Consider the following 23,565-nt stretch of genomic DNA (forward strand, 5'->3'; position numbering starts at 1 on the left):
GCCACCGATCAGCTGCTAAATTCATCGACGTTGCGGGCCCGTCGTGTGATGCTGCCCGGATGATCCGCATGAGCGGGGATGCGGTTGCCGCGGACGAGCGTGAACCCGTACCACGGCACAGACCGATGGGCGGGCTGCTGCGGACGCGGAACTTCGCCCTGCTGTGGATCGGGCAGTCCACCAGCGCGGTCGGCTCCGCGATCACCACGGTGGCGCTCCCGCTGGTGGCCATCTCGACCCTGCATGCCGGCCCGGCCATGGTCGCCCTGCTCACGGCCGCCACCTGGCTGCCATGGCTGCTGATCGGGCTGCCGGTCGGTGTCTGGGTCGACCGATGGCCGCGACGGCGCACGCTGCTGATCGCCGACCTCGTTTCCGCGGCGGTGCTCGTCGTCATCCCGATCGCGGCCGGGACCGGCGTGCTGACCATGACCATGCTGGTGGTGGCCGCGCTGCTCGCCGGGATCGCCGGTGTCTTCGCCAACGTGGCGTTCAACGCGTTCCTGCCCCACCTCGTCGGCGCGGAAGACCTCATGGAAGGCAACGCCAAGCTGCAGACCAGCGCATCGGTCGCCCTGGTCGTCGGACCGGGCCTCGGCGGGCTGGTGGCCCAGGCGGCCGGCGCGGTCAGCGGAATCCTCATCGACGCCGTCACCTTCCTGGTGTCGGCGGCCTGTCTGCTCGGCCTACGGTCCGAGCCGGAGCCGCGCCCTTCTGCAGGTGATCGCCCGGGCATGCTGCGCCAGATCGCCGAGGGCATCGGTTTCATCATGCGCGGACGCCTTCTGCAGGCCATGTTGGTGGTGGCGGCGGTGACCAACTTCGCGATGCTGGGCATCACAGCACTGCGCGTTGTCTTTCTGGTGCGCAGCGAAGGCGCCGCGCCGGGAACCGCGGGCCTGGTGATCGGCGTGGGCAGCCTCGGCGCCATCCTCGGCGCCGCACTCGCCTCGCGCGCATCCCGGAGCTTCGGCAGCGCCCGCACCTACCTGGTGGCGAACGTCGCGGCCGCCCCGTTCGTGCTGTTGCTGCCGCTCGGCGGCCACGGCTGGCGCCTGGCGCTGTTCGCGGCGGGCTCCTTCATCGCGCTGGCCGGAGCCACGATGTCGAACGTGATGACCATGACGTTCCGCGGCAGCTTCGTTCCCGCGCACCTGCTCGGCCGGGTCACCGCGGCATCGCGGATCTTCGTGTTCGGCACGATCCCGTTCGGTGCGGCAACCGCCGGCCTCCTGGCCTCGGCGATCGGCACCCGGTCTGCCATGTGGGCACTCGCCGTCGTCTACGTCATCGCCCCGCTGCCCCTGCTCGCCACCGAGGCCCGCACGCTGCGCGACTTCCCGGCCCAGGGCACTCCAACCGCTGTTGCGTGACGTCGCGTGTGCGGTATGCCATCCAGCGGCGATCAGAGCACCGCAACGAGACGGAAGCGCTGCAGCACGACCGGCGTGTCGTCGTGCACGGCGAACTCCGGGTTGCCCAGCCAGCCTCGGTAGTCCGTTCCGTGCCAGAAGCTCTCGTGCCCGGCTCTCCAGGCCGCGACCGAGTCATCGCCCTCGCCTTCGTCGCGGGCGTGGTCGAAATCGACGTCGCCGAGTCGGCGCACCCGCACCTCGGTGACCTCAATGACCGCGACCCGGCGGTCGGCCGAATCGACCACAGCCGCTCGGTTGCCCACGACAGGCAAGGGCTCGCCGTCGATTTCGTAGTCCTGCAGCAGCGCGGTGGTGGTGGTCTTGGTCCCGTCGAGTACGGCATTGACCAGCTTGTTGCGTAGCGGGCCGGGAAAGGCGAACTCGAACGTCGGCAGATCGGCGGTCACCCGACGAGGCTAGCGATCGATGCGGTCCTCGGCGAGCCGGTTACGGGCCCGAGCCGCCGACGGGCAGCCGGGCCCGGTCGGACGTGGGGCGCCTCAGGCCGGCCGGACGACGATGCGGATGGGCTCGCAGTACGCGATGTGTCCGTAGGCGCAGATCTTCGGCTGGGCCCAGAACTCCCCGGGCGGCGTCCCGGCCGGGACGGTGACGGGGAACTCCACGCTCGAGGAGGACCCGGGCGCGATGGTGACGCCGCGGGTTGCGCCGCTCGTCAGCGGCCAGATGTGGTGCGGGGTGATGAGCTGGACGTACCCGTGCAGCGGCGTGCGAAGGGCGTGGCTCACCCGCACCCTTACCCGGCCCTGCGTCCCGGGGCTCAGGGTGAGCCGCTCGACCTCGCTGCGGGCGCGCAGCAGCGGCCCGGGTTCGGGCCGGCCGACCGGCACGATGAGCACGTCGTGCAGGTCCTGGCCCTGGTGGTTGATGTTGGCCGCGACCGCGTACCAACCGGGCGCGGCGGCCTCGGGAACCGTGACGGTGATCGGCACGCTGAGGTGGCCGCCCGCCTTGACGGTCACGGGTTCCGACCCAGGCGTGGCGACCCAGCCGTCCGGCGCCGTGACGACCAGGTTCCCGTCGTAGCCGGCGTCGGTGTTGTCGCAGACGATCTGCGCGTGCAGGCGTACGGCGGAGGTGGTTTCGTCGTTCGGCGGCTCGTCGTGCGGGCGGAGGGTGAGCGTGACGGGCAGGTTGCCCATGGGCGCGGGGCCGCAGTTGTGCAGCCAGTAGCGGGTGAACACGGGCTGCACCGCTTCGCCGCTCGCCGCGAGCGCCGTTCGGCCCCGCTCGGCGCGGGCCGGTGACAGCGCGAGGGACGTGATCCGGTACCCCTCGACGTCGACGTGTGCCTGCCGGCCGTCATGCTCGAGGGGTGCGCCCTCGCGGTCGAGCAGGTCGGTGGCCGCGGCCGCGGTGATGCCGCCGGCGAGGCGGATCGCGACGCTGCCGGAGCGGCCGTGGGGCTCGTAGCCCCGCACGATCAGGCTGTCGCATGCGTCGGCGGGCGCCGCGGAGCCGGCGGCGAGTGGTTCCCACCGCGGCTTGACCGCGGTGACGAGGAAGTTCTCGGCCGGCTCGACGCTCAGCAGGGATCCGGCCGCGGGCAGTGGCCCGTCGCTGGCCGGCGCGACGGTTGCGGCGAGGGGATGGTTGACGGACTGCCCGGCGGCGGTGAACCCGGCGGTGCGCCATCCATCGGGGCCGCTCACCAGGTGGTACTCGAAGCGCCGGCTGGTGTGGTGCTGGAAGCTGCGCCCACCCGGTGCGTTGAGATCCGGCATGTTGATCGCGGTTCCGGTGGGCCAGCCGGTGCAGGCGCGAGTCAGTGACATGTTCAGCGTGCCGTCGGGCTCGACCGCGAAGCCGGGGGTACCGCGGTTGAGCAGCGCGACGGTGTAGCCGTCGACGGTGGTCTCGTTGTGGTGCAGCGCCAACGGCTGCGTGACGTGGACGTTCGCGTCGGCGAGGTCATCGAGGAGATCGGTGACGGCCCAATGCTCGGCCTGCGCGTCGGTCCCGGCGACCAGCAGCACCGGCAGGTCGCGGATCGAGCGCACGTCGGCTCCCGGCCGCCACACCTCGCCGAGCGGCCGTTCGGCCGGAATCCACAGGCGGGCGGTGCCGGTGGCCTCGAGCTGAGCGGCCAGCTCGGCGGCGACCGCGGCCGGCGCCCGGTCGAGGAGCTCGGCGACGAATCCGTTGCGCTGCGGGGTGCCGACCGCGACTCGGCAGTCGGGCAGGTTGGAGTCGGTGTCCAGCGCGCCGTAACGGTTGCCCGTCGCGGTCGTCACGGTGGCGGTGACACCTGCCCGGGCCAGTCCGACGGCGAGGCGGCGGGTCGAGGGCATGCCCTGATCGCCGTCGGGGACGACGATCTCGGCGATCGACACCGCCCGGGAACGCTCGCCGCGGTCTTGTGGATCGTGCAGGTGGACGGTCAGCGCCGCCCCGAGGCCGAACCACCGGTGCGCCGTGTTGTCCAGGGTCCGGGGATGCACCGCCGCGTCGGCGTCGAGCAGCGCGTAGCCGCGGCCGATGACGGCGGCCGAGGTCTCGCTGATGGGCATGCCGCCCGGGATGTCGCAGGGAATGCGCACGCGCAGGAGGCGGTCGGAGGCGGCGAACCCGTCGACGGCCGTGGCGAAGTCGATCCGGTCGATGCCGTGCCACAGCGTGGTGTACTGCGTGTAGCGACAACTATCGATCTCTGCGGTCACGACGATCCGTTCGCCGATCGGGCAGCGTTCGACGGTGACGCCGGCGGCGGTGTCGGAGCTGCGCCAGACGACATCGCGGGGGAGCAGGTGCCACGGGCCTTCGCCGAACTCCGGATGGTCGGCGTGTTCGGCGACGCAGACCAGTTCGTTGCCCACCCGGCCCGGCGGGAGGATGTCCCGGCCGGAGGCGAGGTCGGTGATCTCGGTCAGCGCGCCGCCCCGCCCGGGATCCGCGCGAAGCCGGTAGCGGTCGTTGGCGATGCTCGTCGTCTCGGCGCGCCGCCACGCGGACGCCGACGGCTCGGGGGCGCCGGGCCGCAGGCGGTAGGTGCGGTAGCCCATCGACGGCACGTCGCGCGCGACCCACCGCAGCAGCACCCGGCCGGGTTGCCCGTCGACGGCGGGCGTGAAGGCCTCGGCCAGGTACGGGACCGGGGCCCCGCCGTCGTCGGTGAGCGTGACCCCTCCGGCGGGGTCGAGGTCGATCTCCAGGCTGACGGTGTCGGTCCGGGCGTGCGCCAGGGGATTGAACACGACGACCGCGGCGCCCTCCCCGCGGGTGCCGACGTGCTGGGCCAGGTGCATACGGGCCGCCCGGTCGACGTCGGCGGCCAGGTCGTGCGCCTCGCGCCAGCCCGCGATCAGGTCGAGGTAGACCTGGTCGGACTGGGTTCCGGTGACCGCGTCGTGGTGCGCGCCGAACAGCAGCAGCCGCCACGCCTTGTCGACGGCCGCGGCGGGGTAGGCCGCGCCGTGCAGTGCGGCGAAGGTGGCCCACTTCTCGGCGTCCAGCAGCAGCGCCTCCACCAGGCGGTGGGCCTGCTTGGTGTCGATCGCGGTGACGTCCTTGCCGGTGTAGATCGGGTTCATGTCGCGGGTCTGCGGCGTGGGGTGTACGCCCCTCGCGGCGAGCTCGCCGCGAACGGCGGCGAAGAAGTCGCGCGGCAGGCCGTAGCGCAGCCGAACGTGCGGGTAGCGTTCGGTCCAGGCGGCGCGTAGCTCGGTGACCCACCGCATGGGAGCGCTGAAGTCGCTGCCCATCGGAATCATGACGTTGTGGGTCGCGGCGGACGGCCGGAGCTCGGTGAACAGCTCGTGCAGCTCCTCCGCCGCGGTCTGCGGGTCCTGGGCGGCGTCAAGGCTGAAGCCGGCCGAGTAGTGACCGGCCATGTAGTGGGTGAGCAGGCCGTCGCCGCCGGGCGACACCCATTCGAACTCGGTGGGAAACTGGACCGGCGCGAACGGCTTGCGATGTTCGCGGATGTTCCAGCTGGTCAGCATGGGTCCCCACTGGTGGTAGGGGCCACGGGCGAAGGCGATCGAGGTCAGACCGGCGCCGGACATCACCTGCGCGAACTGCGGATCGTGGCCGAACACGTCCAGCTGCCATGCGGTGGACGGGACGCCGCCGACGACGTTGCGCTGGAATCCGACCCCGTGCACGGCGTTGCGGATCGTCGTCTCGATGCCGGTGAGGTTGGTGTTGGGCTCGTTGTAGGTGCCGCCGACCAGCTCCAGGCGGCCGTCCGCGATCAGTCGGCGGATGAGCGCGCGGTCCTCGGGATACGTGTCCCAGTACGGCTTGAGGTAGTCGACCTCGGCGAGGACCACGCTGTACTGCGGATCCTCGTGGATCTTCGCCAGGTGCGCCTTGACGAGGCTGAACGCGCTGTGGCCGGGCCAGGCGAAGCGCGCCTCGCCCGCGTTGACGGCCGGCGGTTGATCCCAGGTCTGGGTGTACGCGGACTGGGTGTTCCACCACACCGGGTCGTAGTGGAAGTGCGGGATGAGCCAGACGGTCCAGTTCACGCCTTCACCGCTCCCTGCATGATCCCGCCGATGATCTGCTTGCCGAGGAAGAGGAACACCACCAGTACCGGCGCCGTGCTGATCAGAGTTCCGGCGAGCACGAGCGAGTAGTCCATGTAGTAGCCACCGGCCAGTGTGGACAGTGCGACCTGGGTGGTCGGGTTGCCCTGGCCCAGGGCCAGCAGGGGCCAGAAGAAGTCGTTCCAGGAGTTCATGAAGGTGAACAGCGCGAGCACCGCCGCGACGGGCCGCGCCGCCGGCAGCACGACGTGCCAGTACAGCCGGTGCGTCGAGCACCCGTCCATCCGGCCGGCCTCCAGCAGCGCGGTGGGCAGCGCATCGGAGAGGTACTGGCGCACCAGGAAGACGCCGAAGGCGGACGTGGCCGCCGGGACGATGACCGCCTGCAGGTGCCCGGTCCAGCCCAGCCACTGCGACATCATGATGTACAGCGGGATGATGCCCAGCTGTGCCGGCACCATCATCGTCACGAGGAGGATCCCGAGCAGGGCGTTGCTGCCGCGGAAGCGCAGCTTCGCGAAGGCGAAGCCGGCCAGCGTGCTCGTGAGCACCACGCAGACCGTGATCAGGGTCGCGGCGATGATCGAGTTGATCAGGGCGAGGCCGAAGTTCGCCTGCGTGTACGCCTGCTGCAGGTTGGCCCACAGGTGGGTTCCGGGCAGCAGCTTGGGCGGCCAGCTGCCCGCCGCGGAGTTGTCGTTGGACGCCGCGACGAGCGACCAGTACAGCGGGAACGCCGACACCGCGGCGATGAGGCCGAGCAGCAGGTAGGTCCTCGTTCCGGCGCGGCGCTGTGCCGGCGCGGCGGCCCGCTGGCCGGCGCGGCGGTTGCCGGTCATGGCACGGGAGACCGGAATCAAGGTCATGAGGAGCTCCGAATACGTCGGGACAGCAGGTAGTTCGCGCCGACCGCCAGCACGATGATCATGAACATGGCCCAGGACACCGTGGCCGCGTAGGAGTACTTGCCGTGGGTCCAGAACTGCTCGTACACGTACATGGCGAGGGTCTGGAATTGGCGGGAGTCGCCGCCGGTCGGGCTCAGCCCCGGGTTGAACATGAGCGGCTCGGTGAACAGCTGGATCGTGCCGATGGTCGACATGATCACGCTGAAGATGATGGTCGGCCGCAGCGCCGGGACGGTGATGGTGCGGAACTTCTGGAACTGGCTGGCGCCGTCGAGGTCCGCCGCCTCGTAGAGGTCGTCCGACACCGCCTGCAGCGCGGCGAGGTAGATCAGGGAGTTGTACCCCGTCCACCGCCAGGTCAGGATGACGGCCAGCGCCACCCATGACTGCCAGGTGCCCGACTGCCAGTCGACCTTGTCGATGCCGACCAGGCTGAGCCCCCAGTTGATCAGGCCGAGGTCCCGCCCGAACAGCTGGGCGAAGATCAGTCCGACGGCGGCCACCGAGGTGATGTTGGGCAGCAGGACGCCCATGCGCAGCAGCGTGCGGCCGCGCATCTTGCGTTGCAGCAGATGGGCGATCCACATCGCGAGGAGCAGCTGCGGTACCGTGCCCAGCACGCCGATCGCCGCGGTGTTGAGCAGTGCGTTCCAGAAGTAGTCGTCGTGGATGAGCCGCGTGAAGTTACCCAGCCCCACGAAGGTGTGCTCGCTGCCGGGTATGTCGCGGTTCCACTGGGTGACGGCCATCCAGCCGGTGTACAGGAGCGGGAACAGCCCGAACACGCCGAACGCCACGAAGAACGGTGCGATGTAGAGATACGGCGTACCGCTCAGGTCGAACCGGTGGCGCCGCTGGGACCACCGGTTCTCCTTCTCCGTCGCGGTGTTGCGCCGCCGGCGCAGCACCGACGAAGGTGCGAAGACTGCCATCAGGCCTGTCGTTCCTTTCTCGAGCTTCTCCTGCTTCCCCTACCGTCGGCTGTTCGTCGTCGGCTACGGCTCGGTGGCATTCGCGACGTCCTTCAGGACCTGGTGCCACGCCTGCGCGGGTTGCTGCTTGCCCTTGTCGACCCGGGTGATCCCCAGGCCGATCAGCGGCCCGATGTCGCCGTCCTTGGGACCCTGGTACTGCGGCCGCAGGTTCTTCGCCGCCTCGGTGAAGATCCGGCCGGTGGGCGCGTTGTTGAAGAACTCGTTGGTGTTGCCCAGCACCGCCGGGTCGTTGTAGAGCTCTGCCTGGCTGGGCAGGTGCCCCTGGGTCCGGAAGATCCAGCTCGCCTGCTCCGGCGCGGTCAGGTACTTGGCGAGCTCGGCGGCCTCCTTGCGGTGCTTGCTCTGCTTCGGCACGGTCAGGAACGAGCCGCCCCAGTTGCCGCTGCCGCCGGGGATCGTGGCGATGTCCCACTTGCCGCTCGTCTGCGGCGCGTTCTGCTTGATGGTGTCGGTCATCCAGGCCGGGCACGCCACGGTCGCGAACGACCCCCGCTGGAACCCGGCGTTCCACTGCTGGCTGAACGTCGACAGCTTCGCCGACTCGCCGGCCTGCACGGCCTCGACCGCGAGGTTGAACGCCCGCTTGACGGCGGGGTTGTCGCCCACCACCACCTTGTTGCTGGAGGCGGTGTAGCCGACGGGCGCCTGGCCGATGATGGCGTTGAAGACGTTGGAGCCCGAGTCGAACCAGGCCACGCCGTCCGGTGCGTTGGCCTTGAACCGCTTGCCGGTCGCGATGTACGACTGCCAGTCCGGCCACAGCGCGGCCACCTGGTCGCGATCGGTCGGCAGGCCGGCCTGTGCGAACAGGTCCCGGCGGTAGCACATCGCCAGGCCGCCGACGTCCGCACCCAGCCCCATCAGGCTGCCGTCTGCGCCGGTCGCCTGCTGCGACTTCCACGGCAGCCACTGGCCCGGGTCGGCGCCGTAGTCCCTGAAGTCGACGAACTTGTCGGCCATGACCCTGAACTGCGAGATGTAGCCGCCGTCGATGGCCTCGATGTCGCCGGTCCCCGACCCGCCCAGCAGGTGCGCCTGCAGGTTCTTGTGGTGGTCGTCGTACGAGACGACGTGTTCGACGATCTTGATGCCGGGATGGCTCTGCTCGTACTTGGCGTACAGGTCGCGGTATCCCATGTCGCCGAAGATCTCGACGTCGAGCTGCGTTTGGCCCGGCTTGGCGGAGCCGCAGGCGCCGGCCGTCGTGGCGACGAGCGCCAAGCAGCCCAGCATCAGCGCCGTCAATGCCTTGCGCCTGCGGGTGTGCATCGGGGCTCCTTCGAAGTTTGGGGGTGTGGGCCATGACGAGTGCCGATGGGGTGCGGACACGACGCCCCGACCAGGGCGCCGACTTCCCGTGCAATGCGTTCAAGCGCAGTGCACTCGGCCTCGCGGCGGTGGCTGACGCATCGCCCCATGAGGTGACACCCCGTAGGGACGATGTGACTGCCGGAGACTCTAAGCCGCGGTCTTAAGTCTGTAAAGCCCGGATTTTGCAGAAGGTCCAAGTTGCCCGTTATTCCATAGATCGAACCTGTTCCGGGCGTCCCATGAGATCGAGCCGGCTCGGGGGCGATCGGCCGCACGTCGGCACGACCGTGAGGGGCGTTTGCCACCCGCCGCAGCGTCAGGTCGCGCAGGTCAGCGATCGGCCGCATCCGCCTCAGCGGCGGTGGTGTATCGGCGGATCGACCAAGAAGCTGTGCGCACGACGGTGGCGTTGGGACCGCGTCGCGATGACCGCAACCCGCTCGTCCACCTCGTCGAAGCCGTTCGCTCCCTACCGAACTGACCGGCCTGGCATGACGTCCGCCCCGGGGCGCGACCGAGGAGAGTCCCGGGCTCCGCGGTTACCGAAACGTGTCCTTGACCTTGGAGGTCCGGCGTGGGACTTTGTATCGCAACTTAATGAAGTGGGTGGACGAAGTGCCGTTGGCGAAGCATGGGGCCGGCCGGGATCTCTCCCGGTCGGCGGTGCTCGCGCTCCTGGGGAGCCGCGGGCCCACATCCCGCGCGGACATCGCGCGTGAGCTGGGGCTCAGCCCAGCAGCTGTGTCGCAGATCATGCGTCGGCTGCTCGAGCAGCGAATGGTCGAGGAAGTCGCGCAGGCGCCGTCCAGCGGCGGGCGGCCCGGATCGCTCATCGGCCTCGTCGGGGAGGCCGGCCGGGCGCTCGGGGTCAAGGTCGCGGCCGACCACCTCGCGATCGTCAACGTCCGCCTCGACGGGCAGATGCTCAGCAGCACCACGCTGGCATTCGACGCGATGGCCCCCGACGCGCTCACCAAGCTGGCCGCCGAGCTCGCCACCCACACGCACAGCGACCCGGGCCTGCCGAAGCTGCTCGGCATCGGCGTGGCCGTGCCGGGGGTCGTGCCCCGCCCGGACAAGGGCACCGTCGACGCCGACGTCCTGCAGTGGCGCGGGCTGCCGGTCGGCCGGCACCTGCGCGGCGTGCTCGGGTTGCCCGTCGTGGTCGAGAACGACGTCAACGCCCTCGCCGTCGCCGAGGTGCTCTACGGCCACGGCCGCGAGGCCGACGACTTCCTCGTGCTGACCATCGGTCGCGGCATCGGCATGGGCATCGTCGCCGACCGCTCGGTGTACCGGGGCGGCAAAGGCGGCGCGGGCGAGTTCGGGCACGTGCCGATGGACGACGAGGGACCGCTGTGCCAGTGCGGGCGACACGGCTGCCTGGAGGCGTGGCTCGGCGAGCCGGCACTGGAGCGCATCGCCCGCGAGCGCGGCGTGATCGGTCCGCGGCAGGGATTCGCCGCGCTCGTCGCGGCCGCCGATCGCGGCGACGGACACGCCGCCGCGATCTTCGCCGACGCCGGGCGGCTGCTCGGCCGGGCGGTTGCCGGCGCCGCGAACATGCTCGACCCGGTCCGGATCGTCATCTCCGGCGAGGGCGTCGCGCACTGGATCCACTGGGACGCCGCGTTTCGCGCCGAGTTCGCCCGCCGGCAGGTCCGCGGCGGTGACGGGATCGCCGTGGTCGTGCACACCTGGGACGACAGCAGCTGGGCGCAGGGCGCGGCGGCGCTGGTGCTCGCCGCGCCGTTCGACCTCGACGGGTTCGGTGGCGAACAGGCGAACCTCGTCGTCGCCCGCCTGCACGGCAGCGTCGAGAGCGCCGACGGGACGGTGGACTGATGGTCGGCCCCCGCGGTGTGCGCAAGGCCGGCATCGTCGCGCTGTTCCTGCTGCCGAGTGCCGTGCCGCTGCTGCTGTTCACGATCGCGCCGATGTTCGGTGCGGCGTGGATCAGCCTGCACAGCTGGAACCTCCAGTCGCCGATGCAGTGGGTCGGCCTGGACAACTTCTCCCGGCTGCTCGGCGACGCGGACACCCGCGACGCGCTGCTGCACACGCTGTACTTCCTGGCGCTGTACCTGCCGCTGGTCTACCTGCTGGGCCTGGCGCTCGCCGTCGGGCTCAACCGGCGGTTCCCCGGGCGCAGCCTGCTGCGCTCGATGTACTTCCTGCCCGTCGTCACCAGCTGGGTCGTCGTCGCGCTGACCTGGAAGTGGCTGCTCAACCCCGCCAACGGACTGGTCAACCACGTCCTTTCGTCGGTCGGCATCCCGGGCCCGGGATGGTGGGCGTCGCCCGGATGGGCCATCCCGTCCGCGGTCGTCGCGTCGGTCTGGAAGGACGCCGGGTTCGTCATGGTGATTCTGCTGGCCGGCCTGCAGAGCATCCCGGAGGAGTACCTCGAGGCCGCCCGTCTCGACGGCGCGTCGGCGTGGCAGAGCTTCTGGCGGGTCACGTTCCCGCTGCTGACCCCGTCGAGCTACTTCGTGGTGGTGATCTCGCTGATCAGCGGATTTCAGGTCTTCGACCAGATCTACGTCATGACCGGCGGCGGGCCCGCCGGCGCGTCCCGGCCGCTGGTCGAGGAGATCTACGACCTCACGTTCCGCTATGGCGATGCCGGCGGCGCGTCGGCCCTGAGCCTGCTGCTGTTCGCGCTGATCCTGGTGGTCACCGTGATCCAGCAGCGCCTGCAGCGCCGGTGGGTGACCTATGTCTAGGCGGCTGCTCATCGCGGTGCTCGCCGTCGGCGCGCTGCTCATGATCTTCCCGTTCGTCTGGACCTTCGTCACCTCGATCACCGCCGGCGGCGACGTGCTCACCACGCCCCGCCTGATCCCCGACAAGGCCGGCCTCGACGGGTACCGCAAACTCTTCGAGGTCCTGCCGTTCTGGCGGATCACGGTGAACAGCTTCGTGCTGGCCGTGGTCTCCACCGCGCTGCTGCTCATCACCAGCTCCACGGCGGCCTACGCCTTCGCGCGGCTCGACTTTCCCGGCAAGAACGTCGTCTTCGTCGGATACCTCGCGACGCTGATGATCCCCATGCAGGTGCTCGTCGTGCCGCTGTTCATCGAGATCCGCGCGTTCGACCTGGTCGACACGTACGCCTCGCTCATCGTCCCGACGATCGCCTCGGCGTTCGGCGTCTTCCTGCTACGCCAGTCCGTCGCCGTGCTGCCGAGGGAGCTCGACGAGGCGGCGTTCGTCGACGGTGCCGGGCACATCCGCATCTTCCTGCGGATCACCCTGCCGCTGATCCGCCCCGCCCTGGTGACCTACGGGCTGTTCGCGTTCATGTCCAGCTGGAACGCGTTCCTGTGGCCGCTCGTCGTCATCCGCTCCCGCGAGTTCATGACCCTGCCGCTGGGCCTGGCCAGCCTCAGCGGCGAATACACCGTCCAGTGGAACGCCATCATGGCCGGCTCGGTGGTCAGCATCGTTCCCATCCTCGCCCTCTACGCCGTGGCGCAGAAGCACATCGTGCAGAGCGTCGCCCAGGCCGGTCTCAAGTAACCAGACACCCCGCGATTGTGAGGCCCAGCATGTCCGCTCGCCCCCGGCTCCGGTTACACCGGGCCGCCGCACTGATCGCCGTCGCCGCCCTCGCGCTGGCCGGATGCTCCAAGGGCTCCGCCACGAAGGACACCTCCGAAGGCGGCGTCACCACGGTCCGCTACCTGACGTTCTCCGCCGCACCCGACCACCTCGAGGACCTCAACGGCATCGTCGCCGCGTTCGAGAAGGCCAACCCCGACGTCAAGGTCTCCGTGCAGACCGCGCCGTACAAGGACTACTTCACCCAGCTGCAGACCTCGATCGCCGGCGGTACCGTCGCCGACGCCTTCGAGCTGGACTACCAGAACTTCGTCACCTACGCCCAGGCCGGCTCCCTCGCCGACCTTGCCGGCCCGTCGGCCAACGACAAGGCGTGGCAGCCGTCGGTGCTCTCGCCGGCCGCGCTCGACGCCTTCAAGCACGGCGGCAAGCAGTACGCACTGCCCGAGTCCTTCTCGACCGTCGTGCTCATCTACAACAAGGCGCTGTTCGACGCCGCCGGCGTGGCCTACCCCACCTCCGACTGGAAGTGGTCGGACGAGGCGGCCGCCGCGCAGAAGCTCACCGACAAGGCCAAGGGCGTCTACGGCGACTTCCAGCCGGTCAGCTTCTACGAGTTCTACAAGGCCGTGAACCAGGCCGGCGGCACGTTCCTCAGCCCCGACGGCAAGTCGGCCACCTTCAACAGCCCGCAGGGCGTCGCCGCGGCGAAGTGGCTCATCGGCAAGTCCGGCACCACGATGCCGACGGTGACCGAGATCGGCAACACCCCGGACTTCGACACCAACCTGTTCAAGGCCGGCAAGCTGGCGATGTGGCACAACGGGAACTGGCAGTTCGACACGCTCAAGGACGTGCCGTTCGGCTGGGACGTGGTCGTCGAGCCCGGCGACGCGCAGAAGGCCAGCGCCGTGTTCCAGAACGCCGTCGCGGTGTCGGCGGCGAGCAGCCACAAGGACGCCGCGTTCCGCTGGCTGAACTTCCTCACCACGTCCGACCAGACCGTGACCGCCCGGATCAACTCGTCGTGGGAGCTGCCGCCGCTCGCCGACGCCTCGAAGCTGTCCGGCTACCTGAGCAAGACGCCGCCGTCGAACCGCAAGGCCGTCATGGACGCGCTGGGCAAGCAGTCCCTGCTGCCCGTCATCGCCAAGGAACAGCAGATGCAGGACATCGTCAACAACGCCCTGACCAAGGCGGCCGGCGGCGAGGACGTGCAGAAGACCCTCGACGACGCGGCCAAGCAGGTCACGGCACTGCTCTAGCCGGCGTCCCGAAGAACCTAGCAGCGTAAGGAACAGCAGATGCGCGACCTGGTCGAGCACAGCATCAAGGTGATCACCCGCGAGCAGGCGCCGAGCGGCGCCTACCCCGCCTGTTCGAACTTCCCGGTGTACGGCTATGCGTGGCTGCGCGACGGCGCTTTCGTCGCCGAGAGCATGCGGGCACACGGCATCGTCGACGGGGCGCGCGCCTTCCACGAGTGGACGGCCCGTGTCCTGGCCGACCGCGCGGGGCGGATCGAGGCGGTCGTCGCGGCACTCGCCGCAGGTGAGGAGATCGACCAGGCGCGGTTCCTGCCCACCCGCTACACCCTCGACGGCGCCGACGGGTCCGAGTCCTGGTGGGACTTCCAGCTCGACGGCTACGGCACCTGGCTGTGGGCGCTGGAGCGGTGCCTCGCCGGTACCACCGACCACGCGTTCGCAGAGGCGGTCGCACTCGCCGTGCGCTACCTCTGCGCCGCGTGGCGACTGCCCTGCTACGACTGGTGGGAGGAGCACGCCGAGCAGGTACACGTCGCCACGCTCGCGTCGGTCGAGGCCGGGCTGCGTGCGGCGCTGCGCACCGGACTGCTCGGCGACGGCGACGCCGGCACGGCGTCGTCCACCGCCGACGCGATCGCCGCGCTCATCGCCGCCGACGGCAGCGTGGACGGGCGGCTGCGCAAGTGGCTCGGCTCCGACGCCGTCGACGGCAGCCTCCTCGCCGCCGTCGCCCCGTTCCGCCTCGTGGACGACGCCACGGCGCGGAGGACGGTCGCCGCGGTGGAACGCGACCTGCTCGACGACGGCGGCGTGCACCGTTTCCGGGCCGACGTGTTCTACGGCGGCGGGCGGTGGCCGGTCCTCGCCGGCCTGCTCGGGCAGTCGTACCTCCGGCTCGGCCGCCCCGGCGACGCCCGCCGTCAGCTCGCCTGGATCGCCGGCACCGCCGCGGACAACGGCGACCTGCCGGAGCAGGTCAGCGACCGGCTGCTCCACCCGCAGCACCGCCAGGAGTGGCTCGAGCGGTGGGGCTCGGTCGCGACCCCGCTGCTGTGGTCGCACGCCGCCTACCTGTCCCTCGCCGCCGAATTGGGAGTGACCCTGTGATCCGGCACCGGCCCTTCGGCTCCGGCCACGCCTACCAGCCGTCCATCGACCAGCGCCTGCCGGTGCGTCCCCTCGCGGGCGAGCCGGTGAACCTCGGCGTCGCCGGCGCCGCGTCCGTCACCGCCGTGCGCTGCGAGTGGGACGGCGGCGCCTTCGACCTGCACCGCGAGGGCGCCCCGACCGGGCCGACGGCCGGGGCCGAAGGGCACCTCGCCACGGCCGCCGGCGGGCAGCGGGGCCGCAGCGTCCGCTGGGCCGCCGACAGCCCGCCGCTGCCCGCCGACCGGCCGGTCCGGTACCGGTTCGTCGCCACCGACGGTATCCGCACTCGCCGCACCCGCTGGTTCGACGTCCGCGCAGCGGCCTGGTCGCCGACCGGCGGCACACTCACCACCCACGGAACGAGCCGCCTCGTGCCGGGCACCACGTCCTGGCTCGCGGACCCCGAGCGGGTCCACCGGGTACGGTTCGCGCTGCGGCTCACCGCCGACGAGCACGTCGTCGGGTTCGGGGAACGCTTCGACCGGCTCGACCAGCGCCGGCACGCGCTCGACGCGACCGTGTTCGAGCAGTACAAGGGCCAGGGCGCGGCCGGGCGCACCTACCTGCCGATGCCGTTCGCGCACGTCCTCGGCGGCGACGGCTGGGCGTTCCACGTCGACACGGCCGAGCGCACCTGGTACGACGTCGGCGACCTGCTGTGGATCGAGGCAGACGTCCCTGGCGGGCACCTCGACGTGCGCTTCTACGACGGCTCTCCCGGCGAGGTCCTCGACCGGTGGCTCGGCGAGGTCGGCCGGCCGGAGCCCATGCCGGACTGGGTGTTCCGGTTGTGGGCCAGCGGCAACGAGTGGAACACCCAGGAGCGGGTCAGCACCGAGATGGCGCTGCACCGCAAGCACGACATCCCGGTCGGGGTCGTGGTCGTCGAGGCCTGGAGCGACGAGTCGACGTTCGTGGCGTTCCGCGACGCGCAGTACCAGGTCCACGACGACGGCCGCCCGCACCGCCTGGCCGACTTCACCTTCCCGCCGGACGGCGCCTGGCCCGACCCGAAGGGCATGGTCGACGACCTGCACGCCGACGGCGTCAAGGTCGTGCTGTGGCAGATCCCCCTGCAGAAGATGCGCCCCCACCCGACCGGCCAGAGCGCCGCCGACGCCGCCACGATGCTCGCCCGCGGCTACGGGGTGCGCGAGGGCGACGGCCGGCCGTACCGCAACCGCGGCTGGTGGTTCCCGACGGCCCTCATGCCGGATCTCACGAACACCGAGGCGCGCGACTGGTGGCTGGCGAAGCGGCGGTACCTCGTGGAAGACGTCGGAATCGACGGGTTCAAGACCGACGGCGGCGAACACGCGTGGGGCCACGACCTGCGCTACGCCGACGGCTCGGCCGGCGCCACCGGCAACAACCGCTTCCCCGTGCACTACGCCGCGGCGTACGGTTCCCTGCTGCGCTCGTGCGGCAAGGCGCCGGTCACGTTCAGCCGGGCCGGCTTCACCGGCTCACAGGCGCACGGCCTGTTCTGGGCGGGCGACGAAGACTCCACGTGGGAGGCGATGCGGTCCTCGCTGCGGGCCGGCCTCACCGCGCCGGCGTGCGGGATCGTCTACTGGGGCTGGGACCTGGCCGGCTTCTCCGGACCGGTCCCGTCCGCCGAGCTGTACCTGCGGGCCACGGCGCTGTCGGCGCTCCTGCCGATCATGCAGTACCACTCGGAGTACAACCACCACCGCACCCCGTCCCGCGACCGCACCCCGTGGAACATCGCCGCGCAGACCGGCGACCCCCGGGTGCTGCCGGTGTTCCGCCGGTACGCGCACCTGCGCGAGCGGCTGGTGCCCTACCTCGCGTCGTCGGCGGCCCGCACGATCGAGACCGGCTGGCCGCTGCTGCGCTCGGTGTGCCTGGTCGCGCCGGAGGACCCCCGCGCCTGGCAGCACCCGTACGACTACCTGCTCGGTGACGACCTGCTGGTCGCCCCGGTGGTCGCGGAGGGCTCGACGACCCGGTCGGCCTACCTGCCGCCGGGACGCTGGCTGGACCTGCGGACCCATCAGGTGCTCGACGGCGCCCGCGAGGTGGAGGTCCCGGCCCCGGTCGACGAGATCCCGGTCTGGTGCCGCCTGGAAACGGCGGAACGCCATCGCGAACTGCTGCGGTCGTGAACCACTACGCGGCGCGGGGGTGTACGCCGGGCTCGACCTCGGCGGCACCGCTGCGTGCCTGGCCGTCGAGGACGTAGCGCCGCTGCAGGAGCACGCTCACGAGCATGAGCACCGCGGGCACCAGACCGAACCCGAGGCGGATCATGTCGTGAGCGAAGGGTGACTGCACGACGTCCTCATCGACCGTGGAGCCGACGAAGCCGCCGATCGCCAGGCAGGCGGAGTAGATGAAGGGACCGAGTGCCCCGCCGGTGGCCTCGGCCGCCGTCCACACGCCCAGATATGAGCCGGCCTTGGCCGGGTCGGCGGCGCGCACGACGTCCGGCACCATCGAGAACGGCAGCAGCTGCAGGGCGGCGAAGGCGATGCCGAGGACGGCGACCGCGGCGACGAGGGTTGCGATGCTGACGGAGCGGCCGAAGGCCAGGACCACGCACCCGGCGACGAAGGTCGCCTGGGCGATGAGGAGTCCCGGCTGCTTGCCGATCCGGCGAGCCACGCGCACCCAGAGCGGGGTGGCGACCAGGGCCGGCGCGACGAACGCCGCGACCAGAACCGTCGTGAGCTTCGCACGGCCGAGCTCGTAGGTCGCGTAGTACGGGACGGCCGCGAGGACGAGGTGGCTGGTGGTCGACATCATCAGGTAGCTCGCGACGAGCCATCGGTACTGGCCGTCCCGCAACGCATCCAGCAACGCACGCAGGCCCGGCGCCCGGTCGCCGCCGGCGGCCGGCGACCGCGCGGCATCGTTGAGCAGCCGGACCCCGCGCACCCCGACCAGCATCGTGGCCAGCATGCCGAAACCGAGGGTCGCGCCCATCGCGGCGTACCCGGCTTTGTCCTGAATGAGCGGCGCGAGGACGCCGCTGAGCAGGATGCCGAGGGTCAGCACGACCATGCGGAACCCCATCAGGCGGGTTCGCTCGTCGTAGCCGATCGCGAGGTCGGCCGGGGTCGACAGGTACGGCACCTGGTAGAGCGCGAACGCGAAGTTGCCGAGCACGAACGCGACGGTCACCCACAGCGCGGCGGGCCAGCCGGTGGTGCCCCCGGGGACCACGAACAACAGCGCGAACGCGACCGGCAGGGCGCACCCGTAGAGCATGAGCCGGCGGCGGTGGCCGTGGCGGCGCCGGTCGGCATCGGAGAGCCCGCCGACCCAGGGATGCAGGAGCACGTCGAGGATCTTGGGAAACAGCAGGGCCAGGCCGGCCACGGTCGGGCTGACGGCGAGAACGTCGGTCAGGAAGAACAGCAGGAGCAGGCCGGGCACGGTGACCCAGACGCCCATGCCGAGGGAGCCGGCGGCGAAGCCGAGGAGGCTCGGTCGAGGCAGGCGGTTCACGGCGGCTCCCTACAATCCAACGGCCGTTGGATTGTAGGGCACAATGGCGGGCATGACCATGGAGCGCAGGCGCGGGCCGGGCCGCCCCCGGCGGGCCGAGCAACGCGACACCCACGCGGCGATCATGGATGCGGCCACGGCGCTGTTCGCCAGGCGCGGCTACGACGCGGTAAGCCTGCGGGAGCTGGCCGCGGTGGCCGGGGTCGACGTCGCGACCGTGCAGCACCACGCCGGCACGAAAGCCGATCTGTACCGGGCCTGCTTCGCGCGCGTCTTTGCGGCCGAGGTCGAGGCCCTGACCGGTGCCGTGGCCGCCGCCCACGAAGGGCTGCAGGCCGGTCCCGAAGAGGCGTTCGCGCGGCTGCACGCCCTGCTCGACGTCTTCGTGGACTTCCTCGAACGGGTGCCCGAGACGACGGCCCTATGGCTGCGCCGCTGGTCCGAACCCGAGCTGCACGCCGACCTGGACGTCGCGTACTCGCTGCCCCTGTACCGGACGGTCGAGGAGGTGCTGATCGCGGCCGCGGACCTCGGTCTGCTCGTCGAACCGTCCCCGCACATCGCGGTGCGCAGCCTGGTCTGGTCGGTGCACGCCCACGTCGTGAGCGCGCCCTCCCGCGGCGACGAGCGCATCGAGTTCCGGGCCTTCGTGCACCGCTGGCTGGATCGGATGTACCGGGCGGGTTGACGCTCCACCGGCCGCGGGGCATTATCCAACGATCGTTGGATTAAGGAGTCGGTCATGCAGGTCGCGGTGGTCGGCGCCGGCCCGTCCGGGTTGGCCACCCTCAAGGCGCTCACCGATCAGGGCGTACCCGCTCGGTGTTTCGATCCCGGCGACCGGGTCGGCGGCCTGTGGGTGCTCGGCGGACCGCATTCGTCGGCGTACCGGACGCTGCACCTGAACACCAGCCGCACCCGCACGGAGTTCGCCGACTACCCGATGCCCGCCGAATGGCCGGACTACCCCGATCACACCCGCATCGCGGGATACCTGGACGACTACGCCCGCAACTTCGGCCTCCTCGACCGCGTGAGCCTTCGCCACACGGTCGAGCGCGTGACCCGCGCCGGCGACGGCTGGGACGTCACCGTCCGCGGTCCCCAGGGCACAACCACGCAGCGGTACGCCGCGGTTGTCGTGGCCAACGGCCACAACAGCAGCCCGAACGTGCCCACATATCCGGGCGAGGCATCGGCCGAGCAGCTGCACAGCCACGACTACCGCGATCCGGCGCAGCTGGCCGGAAAGCGGGTGCTGGTCGTCGGAGGCGGGAACTCGGCGATGGACATCGCCGTCGACGCCTCCCACGTCGCCGCGTCGACACTGTTGTCCTTGCGCCGGGGCGTCTGGATCGTGCCCAAGCATCTGCTGGGCCGCCCGTCGGACACCCTCAACGGCGCCTTGGCGAAACGCCTGCCATGGCGCATGCGCCAACGCATCAGCGAAACGATGCTGAAGCTGACGGTCGGCCGGCCGAGCCGCTACGGGCTGCCCGATCCCGGCCACGGATTTCTGCAGGACCACCCGACGCTGTCCGACGGGCTGCTGTCCCGGATCAGCCACGGCGAGATCGGCGTACGCACCGGCATCGCCCGCATCGACGGCGCGACCGTGACGTTCACCGACGGGCGGCAGGACGAGGTCGACCTGATCGTCTGGTGCACCGGGTACCGGGTGGACCTGCCGTTTCTGGACCCGCCGCTGCTGGGCGACGGCGCCGACCGCCTTCCGCTCTACCGCCGCGTCTTCCACCTCGACGCGCCCGGGCTGATGTTCGTCGGCCTGATGCAGTCGACCGGCGCGGCGCTGCCCATCGTGGAAGCCCAGGCCCGCCTGGTCGCCGCCCACCTCGCCGGCCGGTACGCACTGCCCACAGCGGACCGGCAACGGGCCGACTGCACCGCGCAGCTGGCCGCCGCCCGGGACCGCTGGGGCGAGCGCCGTCCGGCCATGCGGATCGACTTCGACGCGTACCTCGCCCTGGCCGCCAGGGAACTGACCGCAGGCACCCGCCGCGCCGCCGCCGGGCGAGGCGTCATCTGGAAGGAGCCCACATGAGGACGCTGTCCGGACGCCGGGTCATCGTCACCGGCGCCGCCGGAACCTTCGGCCGGCTGCTGTGCGACCGGCTCACCGCCGAAGGCGCCCACGTCATCGGGCTCGATCTGCACGCCGGCGCCGTCAATGGCGTACCCGTCAAAGGGTGTGACCTGACGGACGGCGAAGCCGCAGCCTCGGCAGTTGCGCAAGCCGTCACGGACCTCGGCGGACTGGACCTGCTCATCAACAACGCCGGCGTCGGCGGCCCCGCCCCGGCCGAGTACGCCCCCGGCGCGGCCGCCCGCCAGCAGATAGAAGTGAACCTCATGGCGGCGTGGAACACCACGGCCGCCGCGATCCCCGCCCTGGAGACCGCGCGGGGCCGGGTCATCTTCGTGTCGAGCCGCATGGCCGTGCTCCCGCTGCCGCTGGCGGCCGCCTACGGCGTGAGCAAGCGGGCGCTCGCCGCCTACGCCGATGCGCTGCGTCTCGAGGTCGGCACGCACATCGGCGTGACCGTGGTCTATCCGAGCATGGTCGCTTCGCCGATACACGACGCGTCGGCTCGGGCCGGCCTGTCGCTGGACGGAGTGTCCCGCTACGAGCCGGCGTCCGGCGTGATCGACGCGATCGTCCGCAGCGCCACATCGGCGAAGCCACTGCGCAACGTCGCCACCACTCGGCGCGGCCGCTTCGAGATGGCGGTGGCGAGGCACTTCCCGGCAGTCGCGGCGGCCATGGTGCGCAAGACCATCAAGGAACGCATCGCCGCCGGGGACCTCGACGGCGCGCCCCTGGCCGCCGGAATGGTTCGCCGGCAGTCCGCCGCTACCTAACGCCCTGCCCTGTCGTCCGTGGCGTAGCGGGCGGCGAGCTCGACGATGTGGCGGGCGGCGGCCACCATGGCGCGATCGGCGAACCGGCCGTCGGGCAGGACCACGGTGCCCGCGTCGCGGGTCTGCGCGTCGGCGAGCGCGGCCAGCAGCGCCTCGGCCCGGGCGACGTCCTGCGCGGCCGGGCGGAACGCCGCGACGATGACCGGCAGCTGCCGCGGGTGGATGGCGGCGCGGCCGAGGAAGCCCAGCCGCCGGCCGGCCGCGCACGAGTCGGCCAGGCCGTCGAGGTCGGTGACGTTCGGGTACACCGACATCTGCGGCGGCGGCAGGCCGGCCGCGCGCGCGGCGACCACGATCCGGCCGCGGGCCCACAGCAGCGCCTCGTCTCCGTCGACGCCCAGATCCGAGCGCAGGTCGGCCTCGCCGAGGCCGATCGAGGCGACCGCCGGGTGGGTGGCGACGGCGTGCGCGGCCTCCACGCCGAGCGCGGACTCGATGAGCGGGTGCAGCGGGACCCGGACGTGGGCGGCGAGCGCCGTCAGGACGCGGCGGGACTCCACCTTCGGCACCTTCACCCCCGCCGCGCCCGCGACGCCGGCGAGCACGGCCCGGTCCGCGCGGGCCTCCGGGCCTTGCAGGTCGTTGATCCGCACGAGGACCGGCACGGGGTGCTGACCGGCCAGGAACTCTGCGACGGCCTCGCGCGCGTAGGCCTTGCGCGGCGCGGCGACGGCGTCCTCGAGGTCGAGGATCACCGCGTCCGCGCCAGAGGCGACGGCCTTGGCGAACCGGTCCGGCCGGTCGCCCGGCACGTACAGCGAGGTGAGCAGCATCAGATCACGCCCGCCTCGCGCAGCGCCGCGAGCTCGGCGTCGCCGACGCCGAGGGCCCGCAGCACGTCGTCGGTGTCCTGGCCGTGGCGGCGCCCGGCGTGGCGGATCGCGCCCGGGCTCGCCGACATCCGGAACGGCACGTTCTGCATCCGTACCGTGCCGAGGTCCTCGTCGGGCACGGCGACGGCGGTGCCCAGGGCCGCGTACTGCGGGTCGGCCAGGATGTCGCGCACGTCGTAGACGGGTGCGACGGCGGCCTGCGCCTCCTCGAACGCGGCGACCACCTCGTCCCAGTCGTGCCGGGCCACCCAGGCGCCGACCGCCGCGTCGAGCTCGTCGGCGTGCTCGGCGCGGCCGGTGCCGGTGGCGAACCACGGCTCGTCGACCAGGTCGGGCCGCCCGACCAGCCGCAGCAAACGCTCGGCGATGCTCTGCGCGCTGGAGGACACCGCGACCCAGCGGCCGTCGGCGCAGCGGTAGGTGTTGCGCGGCGCGTTGTTGTTCGAGCGGTTGCCGAGCCTCGGCTGGACGTAGCCGAGCTGGTCGTACCAGGTGATCTGCGGCCCCAGCACGGCCATGATGGGCTCGATGATGGCGAGGTCGACGACCTGGCCGGCCCCGGTCAGGTCGCGGCTGCGCAGGGCCAGCATCACCGCGTAGGCCGCGGCGAGGGCGGTGACCGAGTCGGCGAGCCCGAACGGGGGCAGGGTCGGCGGGCCCTCGGGTTCGCCGGTGGCGGCGGCGAAGCCGCTCATCGCCTCGGCCAGGGTGCCGAAACCGGGCCGGCGCGCGTAGGGCCCGACCTGGCCGAAGCCGCTGATCCGCGCGACGACGAGCCGCGGGTTGACCGCGTGGAGCTCGGCCGGGCCGAGCCCCCACCGCTCGAGGGTGCCGGGGCGGAAGTTCTCCACCAGCACGTCGGCGTCGGCGACGAGGCGGCGCAGCAGGTCCGCGCCCCGCGGGTCGGCCAGGTCGCAGGTGATCGTCCGCTTGTTGCGGCCCAGGACCTTCCACCACAACCCGACGCCGTCCTTGGCCGGGCCGTGCCCACGCGACGGGTCGGGCCGCGACGGGTGCTCGACCTTGATGACGTCGGCGCCGAAGTCACCGAGGAACGCCGCCGCGAGCGGCCCGGCGAACAGTGTGGCCACGTCGAGGACCGTGACGCCGGCCAGCGGAGCGGTCACGCGCCCTCCTCGCTGGCGCTCGTCGGTTGCGTAACCGTCAGGCTGTGTCCATTGGTGACCGGCCCCTCCG

General features: G+C 71.5%; 18 protein-coding genes. 10 read left to right on the top strand and 8 right to left on the bottom strand.

From position 1 onward, the window contains the following. Positions 1 to 59: 59 nt before the first annotated feature. Positions 60 to 1,373, top strand: a complete 1,314-nt coding sequence (locus ABD901_RS04090) for an MFS transporter (protein WP_345121364.1) — start codon at positions 60 to 62, stop codon at positions 1,371 to 1,373. 32 nt (positions 1,374 to 1,405) lie between these two features. Here the strand turns inward: ABD901_RS04090 and ABD901_RS04095 are convergent, their stop codons facing one another. The 5 genes from ABD901_RS04095 to ABD901_RS04115 form a co-directional block, all read right to left on the bottom strand. Beyond that, positions 1,406 to 1,822, bottom strand: a complete 417-nt coding sequence (locus ABD901_RS04095) for an ASCH domain-containing protein (RefSeq protein ID WP_345121366.1) — start codon at positions 1,820 to 1,822, stop codon at positions 1,406 to 1,408. 93 nt (positions 1,823 to 1,915) lie between these two features. Next, positions 1,916 to 5,905: a glycoside hydrolase family 38 N-terminal domain-containing protein gene (locus tag ABD901_RS04100; RefSeq protein ID WP_345121368.1), complete on the bottom strand. Its 3,990-nt coding sequence runs from the start codon at positions 5,903 to 5,905 to the stop codon at positions 1,916 to 1,918. Beyond that, positions 5,902 to 6,765: a carbohydrate ABC transporter permease gene (locus ABD901_RS04105; RefSeq protein ID WP_380139441.1), complete on the bottom strand. Its 864-nt coding sequence runs from the start codon at positions 6,763 to 6,765 to the stop codon at positions 5,902 to 5,904. Before ABD901_RS04105 ends, ABD901_RS04100 begins: the two co-directional genes overlap by 4 nt. 23 nt (positions 6,766 to 6,788) lie before the next feature. Beyond that, on the bottom strand, positions 6,789 to 7,766 hold the full coding sequence (locus tag ABD901_RS04110) for a carbohydrate ABC transporter permease (protein ID WP_345121372.1): 978 nt from the start codon (positions 7,764 to 7,766) through the stop codon (positions 6,789 to 6,791). Between the two features lie 63 nt (positions 7,767 to 7,829). Next, positions 7,830 to 9,098: an ABC transporter substrate-binding protein gene (locus ABD901_RS04115; protein ID WP_345121374.1), complete on the bottom strand. Its 1,269-nt coding sequence runs from the start codon at positions 9,096 to 9,098 to the stop codon at positions 7,830 to 7,832. A 639-nt stretch (positions 9,099 to 9,737) separates the two neighbouring features. On the opposite strand from ABD901_RS04115, the gene ABD901_RS04120 reads away from it, so the two are divergent. From ABD901_RS04120 to ABD901_RS04145, 6 genes are read left to right on the top strand one after another with little or no spacing between them, the layout of a single operon-like run. Beyond that, positions 9,738 to 10,985 carry an ROK family protein gene (locus ABD901_RS04120; RefSeq protein WP_345121376.1) on the top strand — a complete coding sequence of 416 codons (1,248 nt, stop codon included), beginning with the start codon at positions 9,738 to 9,740 and terminating at the stop codon, positions 10,983 to 10,985. Further along, positions 10,985 to 11,866 (top strand): carbohydrate ABC transporter permease, encoded by an 882-nt coding sequence (locus tag ABD901_RS04125; RefSeq protein ID WP_345121378.1) that lies wholly within the window; start codon positions 10,985 to 10,987, stop codon positions 11,864 to 11,866. Before ABD901_RS04120 ends, ABD901_RS04125 begins: the two co-directional genes overlap by 1 nt. Beyond that, a complete protein-coding gene (locus ABD901_RS04130; protein WP_345121380.1) occupies positions 11,859 to 12,662 on the top strand; it encodes a carbohydrate ABC transporter permease in 804 nt (267 codons plus the stop codon). The genes ABD901_RS04125 and ABD901_RS04130 overlap by 8 nt, the downstream gene beginning before the upstream one ends. A gap of 29 nt (positions 12,663 to 12,691) precedes the next feature. Further along, positions 12,692 to 13,969 carry an ABC transporter substrate-binding protein gene (locus tag ABD901_RS04135; RefSeq protein WP_345121382.1) on the top strand — a complete coding sequence of 426 codons (1,278 nt, stop codon included), beginning with the start codon at positions 12,692 to 12,694 and terminating at the stop codon, positions 13,967 to 13,969. A 39-nt stretch (positions 13,970 to 14,008) separates the two neighbouring features. Next, a complete protein-coding gene (locus ABD901_RS04140; RefSeq protein ID WP_345121384.1) occupies positions 14,009 to 15,079 on the top strand; it encodes a glycoside hydrolase family 15 protein in 1,071 nt (356 codons plus the stop codon). Next, a complete protein-coding gene (locus ABD901_RS04145; protein ID WP_345121386.1) occupies positions 15,076 to 17,250 on the top strand; it encodes a glycoside hydrolase family 31 protein in 2,175 nt (724 codons plus the stop codon). Before ABD901_RS04140 ends, ABD901_RS04145 begins: the two co-directional genes overlap by 4 nt. A 4-nt stretch (positions 17,251 to 17,254) precedes the next feature. On the opposite strand, the gene ABD901_RS04150 is transcribed toward ABD901_RS04145, so the two are convergent. Beyond that, on the bottom strand, positions 17,255 to 18,595 hold the full coding sequence (locus tag ABD901_RS04150; protein WP_345121388.1) for an MFS transporter: 1,341 nt from the start codon (positions 18,593 to 18,595) through the stop codon (positions 17,255 to 17,257). Positions 18,596 to 18,647: 52 nt separating this feature from the next. Between ABD901_RS04150 and ABD901_RS04155 the strand changes: the two genes are divergently transcribed. The 3 genes from ABD901_RS04155 to ABD901_RS04165 are packed head-to-tail and all read left to right on the top strand — an operon-like array spanning position 18,648 to position 21,475. Next, positions 18,648 to 19,283 (top strand): TetR/AcrR family transcriptional regulator, encoded by a 636-nt coding sequence (locus ABD901_RS04155; protein WP_345121390.1) that lies wholly within the window; start codon positions 18,648 to 18,650, stop codon positions 19,281 to 19,283. A 54-nt stretch (positions 19,284 to 19,337) separates the two neighbouring features. Further along, a complete protein-coding gene (locus tag ABD901_RS04160) occupies positions 19,338 to 20,657 on the top strand; it encodes a flavin-containing monooxygenase (protein WP_345121392.1) in 1,320 nt (439 codons plus the stop codon). Beyond that, complete coding sequence (locus ABD901_RS04165) at positions 20,654 to 21,475, top strand: SDR family NAD(P)-dependent oxidoreductase (RefSeq protein WP_345121394.1); 822 nt, start codon at positions 20,654 to 20,656, stop codon at positions 21,473 to 21,475. The genes ABD901_RS04160 and ABD901_RS04165 overlap by 4 nt, the downstream gene beginning before the upstream one ends. On the opposite strand, the gene ABD901_RS04170 is transcribed toward ABD901_RS04165, so the two are convergent. Further along, positions 21,472 to 22,308 (bottom strand): HpcH/HpaI aldolase/citrate lyase family protein, encoded by an 837-nt coding sequence (locus ABD901_RS04170; protein WP_345121396.1) that lies wholly within the window; start codon positions 22,306 to 22,308, stop codon positions 21,472 to 21,474. The genes ABD901_RS04165 and ABD901_RS04170 overlap by 4 nt on opposite strands. Beyond that, positions 22,308 to 23,495 (bottom strand): CaiB/BaiF CoA transferase family protein, encoded by a 1,188-nt coding sequence (locus ABD901_RS04175; RefSeq protein WP_345121398.1) that lies wholly within the window; start codon positions 23,493 to 23,495, stop codon positions 22,308 to 22,310. Before ABD901_RS04175 ends, ABD901_RS04170 begins: the two co-directional genes overlap by 1 nt. Between the last annotated feature and the right edge of the window lie 70 nt (positions 23,496 to 23,565).

Source organism: Dactylosporangium darangshiense, from assembly GCF_039537565.1.
Taxonomy (GTDB): Bacteria; Actinomycetota; Actinomycetes; order Mycobacteriales; family Micromonosporaceae; genus Dactylosporangium; species Dactylosporangium darangshiense.